General features: G+C 68.4%; 5 protein-coding genes, 3 pseudogenes and 1 riboswitch. Of the genes and pseudogenes, 6 read left to right on the top strand and 2 right to left on the bottom strand.

Annotation, left to right across the window (positions count from 1 at the left end):
- Positions 1 to 447 (bottom strand): annotated as a pseudogene (locus AC08OQ_RS15080) (hypothetical protein); the annotation flags it as partial.
- A gap of 119 nt (positions 448 to 566) precedes the next feature.
- Here AC08OQ_RS15080 and AC08OQ_RS15085 point away from each other — a divergent pair.
- The 6 genes and pseudogenes from AC08OQ_RS15085 to AC08OQ_RS15110 form a co-directional block, all read left to right on the top strand.
- Positions 567 to 983: pseudogene (locus AC08OQ_RS15085) on the top strand (esterase/lipase family protein); the annotation flags it as partial.
- A 139-nt stretch (positions 984 to 1,122) separates the two neighbouring features.
- Positions 1,123 to 1,995, top strand: a complete 873-nt coding sequence (locus tag AC08OQ_RS15090; RefSeq protein WP_476601627.1) for a hypothetical protein — start codon at positions 1,123 to 1,125, stop codon at positions 1,993 to 1,995.
- A gap of 341 nt (positions 1,996 to 2,336) precedes the next feature.
- Positions 2,337 to 3,488: pseudogene (locus tag AC08OQ_RS15095) on the top strand (alkaline phosphatase PhoX).
- A 765-nt stretch (positions 3,489 to 4,253) separates the two neighbouring features.
- Positions 4,254 to 4,823 carry a helix-turn-helix domain-containing protein gene (locus tag AC08OQ_RS15100; protein ID WP_476601626.1) on the top strand — a complete coding sequence of 190 codons (570 nt, stop codon included), beginning with the start codon at positions 4,254 to 4,256 and terminating at the stop codon, positions 4,821 to 4,823.
- Positions 4,823 to 5,908, top strand: a complete 1,086-nt coding sequence (locus AC08OQ_RS15105; protein ID WP_462202999.1) for a peptide deformylase — start codon at positions 4,823 to 4,825, stop codon at positions 5,906 to 5,908. The genes AC08OQ_RS15100 and AC08OQ_RS15105 overlap by 1 nt, the downstream gene beginning before the upstream one ends.
- 486 nt (positions 5,909 to 6,394) lie before the next feature.
- Positions 6,395 to 6,570: riboswitch (cyclic di-AMP (ydaO/yuaA leader) on the top strand.
- A 2-nt stretch (positions 6,571 to 6,572) separates the two neighbouring features.
- Entirely contained in the window at positions 6,573 to 6,953 is a 381-nt protein-coding gene (locus AC08OQ_RS15110) for a transglycosylase family protein (RefSeq protein ID WP_462187288.1), read from the top strand.
- 208 nt (positions 6,954 to 7,161) lie between these two features.
- On the opposite strand, the gene rlmB is transcribed toward AC08OQ_RS15110, so the two are convergent.
- A partial coding sequence (gene rlmB / locus AC08OQ_RS15115) for a 23S rRNA (guanosine(2251)-2'-O)-methyltransferase RlmB (protein ID WP_476605551.1) occupies positions 7,162 to 7,966 on the bottom strand: 805 nt, incomplete at its 5' end.

Raw genomic sequence — 7,966 nt, forward strand, 5'->3', positions numbered from 1 at the left:
ACCCCCGATGTTGCATGCGAGAAGGACGCCGGCGTACAGGTACGCGTCGTGGGTCTGTACCGGGGCGGCGGCGAGAGCCTGCACGAAAAGGCCGATGAAGACCGGTATCACGGCGAGCAGGCTGTTGGACAGGACGAAGACACCGACGACCAGGAGAGCCGGCCCCTTGAAGGTCGCGACGAAACGCAGATAGGAACGCAGGGCGGCCTGCCGCTCCACCCGGCGGGAAACGAGGTTGTCCACGGCGGTGCCGACACCGTCCGGGCCGGTGCCGTCCGGGCCGGTGCCGTTTTGACCGGTGCCCCGGGAACCGATGCCAGGCGACCGCACCTCCTGATGCGGAACCCCGCCGGCCGCGCTGTCCACGCCGAGATGATGACAGGCGACTGGCCGGGCCCGCACCTTGTTTTTGACCAGGGGCACGGCCGCGTCCGCACCGAAGCTCACGCGGGCCTGGCCGTCCTGTGCGCTGGCCCGATGTACTGTGCTCTGGCCAGAGATGCGTCGGACGCGGAGAACGTCCGATCCAGTGGTGCGCCGTTACCGAAGTGTAACCGACCGGAGAAATGCTGACGGTGGCCCGGTGCGTGGCCGTCGGATATCCCGAGGGAAAGGGACGTCGAGTGGCTCGCCGCCGTTGCTTCCACCTGCTGAACGCGCTTGCCATCGCCGGACTGGCGGTCGCCTGTTCCGGCAGTGGCGGCACGGAGCCCGGCGCAGGACGCTCCCCGGCGCTCGCGCGGGAGCTGGCGGACGCCGCGGACGCCGCCCCGGATGCCTCTCGCCTCCCGATCCTGTTCGTGCACGGCAGCCTCGGGTCGGGCAGCCTCTTCGAGACACCGGCGCAACGATTCACCGCAAACGGCTATCCCGTCGACCACGTCGAGGCCTTCGACTACGACGCGTCGTCCTCGGCCAACCCCGTCAAGGAGGTCCTCCCGAACCTCGATGCGAAGATCGCCAGTGTCCTCAAGGCGACCGGGGCGAAGAAGCTCGATCTGGTGGCACATCTCGAGGGCGCCGCGTTGAGCGAGCGGTACCTGACCAGCTCGTCCGACCGGGCGAACCGGGTCGCGCACTACGTCACTGTCGGAGGCTCGCTCGCGCAGACCCCCGGCCGGGGTGCCCACCCTGGCGGTCTGGGGCGAGAACGATCCGACCCGGCGCGTCGAGGGGGCCGCCAACGTGCGGTTCGTCGACCAGGACCGCGCCCAACTCCTGACCTCGGCGGCCACCTTCAGGGAGATGTACCGGTTCCTCACCGGAACCACTCCGCACACGACCGGCGTGGTGCCGAAGCAGGGCCCGATCGAGATCTCCGGCCGAGCCCTGCTCTATCCGATGAATGTCGGTGTGCGGGACGCCAGACTGGAGGTTCACCGGGTCGACCCACGGACGGGCCGGCGGGGGGCGAACAGCCTCAAAGGTTATTTCCACCTCTCCGGCGACGGATCCTGGGGTCCGTTCCGGGGTGACGGCGCCTCCACCTACGAGTTCGTAATCGTACGCGGCGGGGAACCCGACCACCACTTCTACTACCAGCCGTTCCGCCGCGACGATCACCTCGTACGCCTGCTGACAAGCCAGCCGGGCAAGGAGATCGGCGGCGGGATGGAGACCGGTCCCGGGCACACCGGCCTGGTCGTCGAACGCTCGCTCGAATGGTGGGGGGACCAGGGGGACGCCGACGACGTCCTCAGCATCGATGGGAAGAACGTGCTGAATGCCGCCAACGCACCCCGGTTCAAAATGGCCCTGGGCGTCTACCTGTTCGACCAGAATTCCGATGGCGTCACCCACCTCATGATGCCGATTCCGGCGTATTTCGGGATCGGCTTCATTACCGGCGTAGATGTGTTCATCCCGGCGGGTGAGCGTTCGGTCGAAGTCGCGATGAAGCCGCGGGGAAAAACGGCCCACCGGGACGTTCTCCAGGTGCCCGCCTGGCCGTCGGACCGGCATCGCGTCACCCTGCACTTCACCGGCGAGGGCTGAACGGATCGCCAGGCCTCGCTGGGACTCTGCCGCACGCCCGCCTGGTCGTCGACCCGTTCCACGTGAGTAACCAGCGCCCTCTCCGACGCGACCGCACAAGGCCAGCCCCCACCGCAACATCCGAATTACATCGAACATTGGGTAAGATTTCAGCTCGAATAATTACCGGGTCGATCTTGACTCTACGTTGATATTGTTGTCCAGCCGGTTTCACAATGTTCACGCCACGATTCTGTCGTATTTTCTCACCGTACGTTAGATTGCCGGCGGCACGGAATACTGCGGCTCGGGCGGAGACGCTCGGGCGAGCGCGGCATCCTCACGTGGAGATGGGAGCAGGAATGGATCGTCGAACTCTCCTTCGGACCGGTCTTGTTAGCGTCGGCGCGGCGGCCTTCAGTGGCTCGCTGTGGCGCGCAGCGGCCGTGGCCTACCCGGCGCGGTACCGGGTAACAGCCCCTACGGGCCGCTGCAGTCAGCCGACGCCAACGGAATCATGTTGCCGTCAGGCTTCACCAGCCGGGTGATCGCCCGATCCACCCAGACCGTGTCGGGCACCAGCTACACCTGGCACAGGGCCCCGGACGGCGGCGCCTGCTTCGCCAACGGCACGGGCTGGATCTATGTGTCCAACGCCGAGGTAGGCAGCGGCGGCGGCGTGAGTGCCGTGAAGTTCAACAGCAACGCCAACATCATTGGCGCCTACAGCATCCTGTCCGGCACCAACCGCAACTGCGCGGGCGGGACCACCCCGTGGAACACCTGGCTGTCGTGTGAGGAGACCAGCACCGGCTACGTGTACGAGACCGACCCGTGGGGGGGTCAACGCGGCTGTCCGGCGGGCCGCGATGGGCCGATTCAACCATGAGGCTGCTGCCGCCGACCCGGACCGGAAGATGATCTACCTGACCGAGGACGCGTCCGACGGGTGTTTCTACCGGTTTGTGCCCACCACCTGGGGCAACCTGTCTTCCGGCACCCTGCAGGTACTCAAGGAGGTCTCCGGCGTGCTGTCTTGGGCAAACGTGCCCGACCCCGACGGCAGCCCCACACCCACCCGCGACCAGGTCTCGGGCGCCAAGCTGTTCAACGGCGGCGAGGGCGCCTGGTACTCGGCCGGCAAGTGCTACTTCACCACCAAGGGCGACAACCGGGTGTGGGCCTACGACGCGGCGGCCAACACCCTGGCGATCGTCTACGACGACAACGTCTCCGGCGCCCCGCTGACCGGTGTCGACAACATCACCGTCGCCGCCGTCGGTGACCTCTACGTCGCCGAGGACGGCGGCAACATGGAGATCTGCATCATCACCCCCGGCGACATCGTTGCCCCCTTCCTGCGCATCACTGGCCAGAGCTCCTCGGAGATCACCGGACCGGCGTTCAACCCGGCTGGTAACCGGCTGTACTTCTCCTCCCAGCGCGGCACCTCGGGTTCCAGCAGCGGCGGCATCACCTACGAGGTGACTGGTCCGTTCCGCACCTCGCTGTGATCGAAATCCTGTAACGGAGGAGCGGCGCGGGCATGCGCCCGACTGCGCGGAAGGCCTCCCCCTCGGGTCGGAACCGGCCGCCACCGTGACCGCCCAGCGGTCGAATCCCCGGGGTGTGGTCGCGACGGTCGGCTCAAGCGCGGCCGGGCCCGTCGGTTCGGCGGGCTCCCCGGACTCGGGCAAAGGCCGAGGGTGGCCCTGCTTGGGCAGGGCAGGGCCACCTGTCCACGGACCCCTCCCGGAGGTCTCGGGCGTCACGCCCGGCTGCGGCTCGCCGTCACGCCGGCCCCGCCCGGCGGAGGTCGCGGCTCGACGCGGGGCGGGACCGGCCTGCCGCCAAGACTGACGCGGGCGACCGGGATCCGGAAACGTCAGTCAGGCATGCCTTTCTCGTATGGGCCGCGCGGATGTCGTCGTCTGCGCCACAGGCAACCGGGCGCTGGAGGGGAAGACTTCACCTATCTACGGCCCGGCTCCTAGGTGGCGTCCGTGACATCACCCCGGCCAGCGGCGACAGCACGCCACCAGCAGCCGTCGCTGTCCGCAAGGAGTCAGACACGACATCCGCCATACACCGCGAAGACCCGGGAAGACCCGGGAAACCGCCGAGCCCGTGCTGTCGGATATCCGACAGTCGAGCATTCAGCCGAACATCTGTGCCCGTTTGGCATGGCGTCGTTATCCTGATGTGTCGACTGACGGAGGACTGATCGCCCGATTTCACTCCGGCCTTCACCGACCGTACCGACATGGAAGGCCGTTTCGATGTCGTACGAATCTGGACCTTACCGGGTATCGCCCAAGCTGCTGGCCCGGGAGAACTTCCGGGCGGCGTGTGCGACGCGAGACTTCCGCGCGGTGTTCCGGCTGATGAAGAAATATGACGGTGCCAGTCAGAATCGCATCGCCTCGCCGGTGGAAGGGCTCAGCCAGAGCAGAGTCAGCCGGATCATGCAGGGCGAGGACCGCATCGCCCGGCTCTCCCTGATCGAACGCATCGCCGACGCGCTGCGTATCCCGGGTAGTTATTTCCACCTGGCCGCACGGCCGTGGGAGGCGGCACGGGACGTGCGCGAGCCGCCCGGGCCGCCGACGGTTCCGGCCGGACCCGGCCCGACGCCGGTGGCCCACGTCGCGACCCCCTCCGTCGACCCGGCCCCGGCCCCCGGGCCCGTCGTCGCCGAGAGCCCGGGCCGGGTCCCCCCGGACCGGGGGGCCTGGTCGTCGAGGAGGACCGGGCCGAACTCCGCTACGACTACGACGACAGCATGTACGTCGCCCACCAGCGAAGACGTCTTCTCAACGCCGGCAGCGAACCGGTCACCCGGTATCTGATGCGGATATCGGTTGACCGGTTCCCGGGAGATCCGGAACGCTCCGCGCGGTTGTACCGATCCGATCCACTGCGCTGGGAGGACCTCCAGCTCAGCGCACACTGCGGCGGCGAGCAGATGGCCTGGCAGGTCAAGACCGACTGGGACGCGCTCAAGGAGGTCTGGCTGCTCTTCGAGAACAGTCGAGGGCGATTTCCGCTCTATCCCGGCGAATCGGCATGGATCAACTACAGCTACCAGGTGAGCAGGGAGAAGTGGGGGCCGTGGTTCCAGCGTGCCGTGCGGGTACCGACGAGTTTCCTCTCGGTGCAGCTGGACTTTCCGGCCGAGCTGGATCCCGTGGTCTGGGGCATGGAGACGTCGATGACCGCCGATGCCTTCCCGTTCCGGACCGCAATCGCCCGCACCGACTCCGGCGACCGGCGGATCTTCACCTGGTCGACCACCGAGCCGCCGCTGCACGCCCGCTACCGGCTGGAATGGAACTTCCGGGCCACCGTGCCGGAACGTGATCCGGCCGCGGAGACCGGAACACGTCCCAGCGATCAGATGGCGGCCGTTGGCATCGTGCAGGAGGGTGAGGCGATCCTGCGGCAGTCGGCCCGCCCGTTCGCCCTGCCCGACGAGGCCGAGGACGCGCGTCGGGTCGTCGCCGAGCTGTCCTCCGCCCTCGAACGGGTATCCGCCCTGCACACCTTCGGCAAGGGCATGGGCATCGCCGCGCCGCAGGTCGGCATCAACCGCGCCGCGGCGATCGTGCGTACCCCGGGCGGCGACACGCTCACGCTGCTCAACCCCAGCGTCATCGAAACCTCCCGGGAGACCGACGAGCAGTACGAGGGCTGCCTGAGCTTCTTTGACGTTCGTGGCCTCGTCCCCCGGCCGCTGGAGCTGCACGTCGAACACACCGATATCGACGGCAACCGGCACATCACCGTCTATCGGCAGGGGCTGGCGCGGCTTGTCGCCCACGAGATCGACCACCTGCACGGTCAGCTCTACACGGATCGGATGCGGGCCGGAACCACACCGATCCCGGTGGAGCAGTACCGGGGTACCGGCTCGGCCTGGTCCTACAACCGCTGACCGACCCGAACGCACCCGCCTCGCGGGCGGCATGACGGCTGGCGGCTGGCGGCTGGCGGCGACGCAGCGCCGGGACCGGGTGTCCGGCACCGACTGGTAGATCCGACATATGACATGATTCCCTCGTGCCGTATAGTCCGGAAAGCGGGCGATAGGTGCGGGCCCGCCGGAACGCCGGCACAGATTTTTCCAGATCCTGGTTAGAGATTGCCGGCAGCGGGTAGCGGAGGCTTGATCACCACACGGCGGAACAGTTTCTCCACGCACCGCGTATTGTTTACCGTCAACGTGACGACCCAGCTACGGACTAGGGATTTCCAGCCCGCTGGACAACCTCTAGAATCGGGCGCGCACGCGGGCACGAAACACCATTAAAAAGATCGGGACAAGTAAACAGGATGCACTGTGTTCATCCTCACGTACTCTTGTTTTTCCTGGGTCGCTCTCAGCTATGTTCATTGCCGTGCCGTCACCTGATGGCATGCGTCGGGCGGCACGCCGAATCCTGCCCCCGCTCGACGAGAATCAAACCTTCGGCAGGAGCGGGGGAACCAATTCCGGGCGCCACGAAAAGGCGTTCTCGGGGTGAAGCCGCGATGCGCGGCCGGGCATTCCCAGCCCGAACCCGACAGCTCACCTCGCAGGCGTGGGGAAGGGCAACTCAATGTCCAACGCTCGTTCGCTCGCTCGTGGCCTCAACCGCATCAGGCTCGGTTCCCGGGCCTTGATCGCCGCCACCACTCTCACGGCCTCGATCGGCGGTGGCCTCGCGCTGTCCCAGCCGGCCAGCGCGTCGACGAATGCCGACCGCTTCCTCTCCAAGGTGATTCCGTGTGAGTCCGGGGGAAACCCGCGCGTGGTCAACTCCATCGGCGCCGGCGGGCTGTTCCAGTTCCTGCCCAGCACTTGGCGCGGGGTCGGCGGCAAGGGTCTGCCGCAGCACGCCAGCGTCGCCGAGCAGTGGCACCGCGCCCGCATCCTGTACGCCCAGCAGGGGACGAGCCCCTGGTACGCATCGAAGCCGTGCTGGGGTCACAAGATCTGAGCTGCCCGACTTCCCGCGCCAGCTTTCACTGTCCGCGCCCGGCCGGTACTGATCGGCGCGCGGCCAGCAGCCCCGTGTCCCCTCCGGGACACGGGGCTGCGCGCTACGTTTCCCGGTCACGGTTTCCCGGTCACGGCGAAGCCGGCCAGGTCAACTTCCGCAGCCCCGCCCGGCGGCGGAGACCCGGCGGACCCACCGATCGGCCGGCTCAGCCGATCCGACGGCGGCGGGCGATCTCGGCCAGCGTGATCCCAGCGGCCACCCCCGCGTTGAGGGACTCCACCGCACCCGCCATGGGGATCCGGACCCTCACGTCGCAGCGATGCTCGACCAGCCTGGACAACCCGCGTCCCTCGGAGCCGATCACCAGGACGAGTGGGTCGGTCGCCATCGTGAGCTCGTCGATGCTCACCTCGCCGCCCACGGCCAGACCGACGACGAACTGGCCGCCCGCCGCGTAGGAGACGAGCGTGCGGGCCAGGTTGGTGGCGCGCGCCACCGGCAGCCGGGCGGCGGCCCCCGCCGAGGTCTTCCAGGCCGCGGCGGTCATGCCGGCGGCCCTACGCTCCGGAACGACGACGCCATGGGCACCGAAGGCGGCGGCCGAGCGCACCACAGCCCCGAGGTTGCGGGGATCGGTGACCCCGTCCAGCGCCAGCAGCAGACCGGGGGGGGACGAGCGCGCGCGGGCGAGGAGATCATCCGGATGGGCATACCGGAACGGCGGTACCACGAGGACGAGACCCTGATGCGGAGCGGTGCCACACATCCGGTCGAGATCCGTGCGGCCGACGTCGGCCACGGCGATCCCGGCCCGCCCGGCGAGTCGGCGGGCGTCGGCGAGCCGCTCGTCGAAGTCCAGCCCGCCGGCGATGAAAAGGGTCGACGACGGCACCCCGGCCCGCAGCGCCTCGACCACCGCGTTGCGCCCGACCACCAGCTCGTCGCCCTCGGTCCGCCGCGGGCGCCCGGTCCCCGCGGAACCCCCCGCGGCGCTCGGCCCGGTGGTGGCC

It is taken from the genome of Frankia sp. CcCS3 (assembly GCF_977927575.1).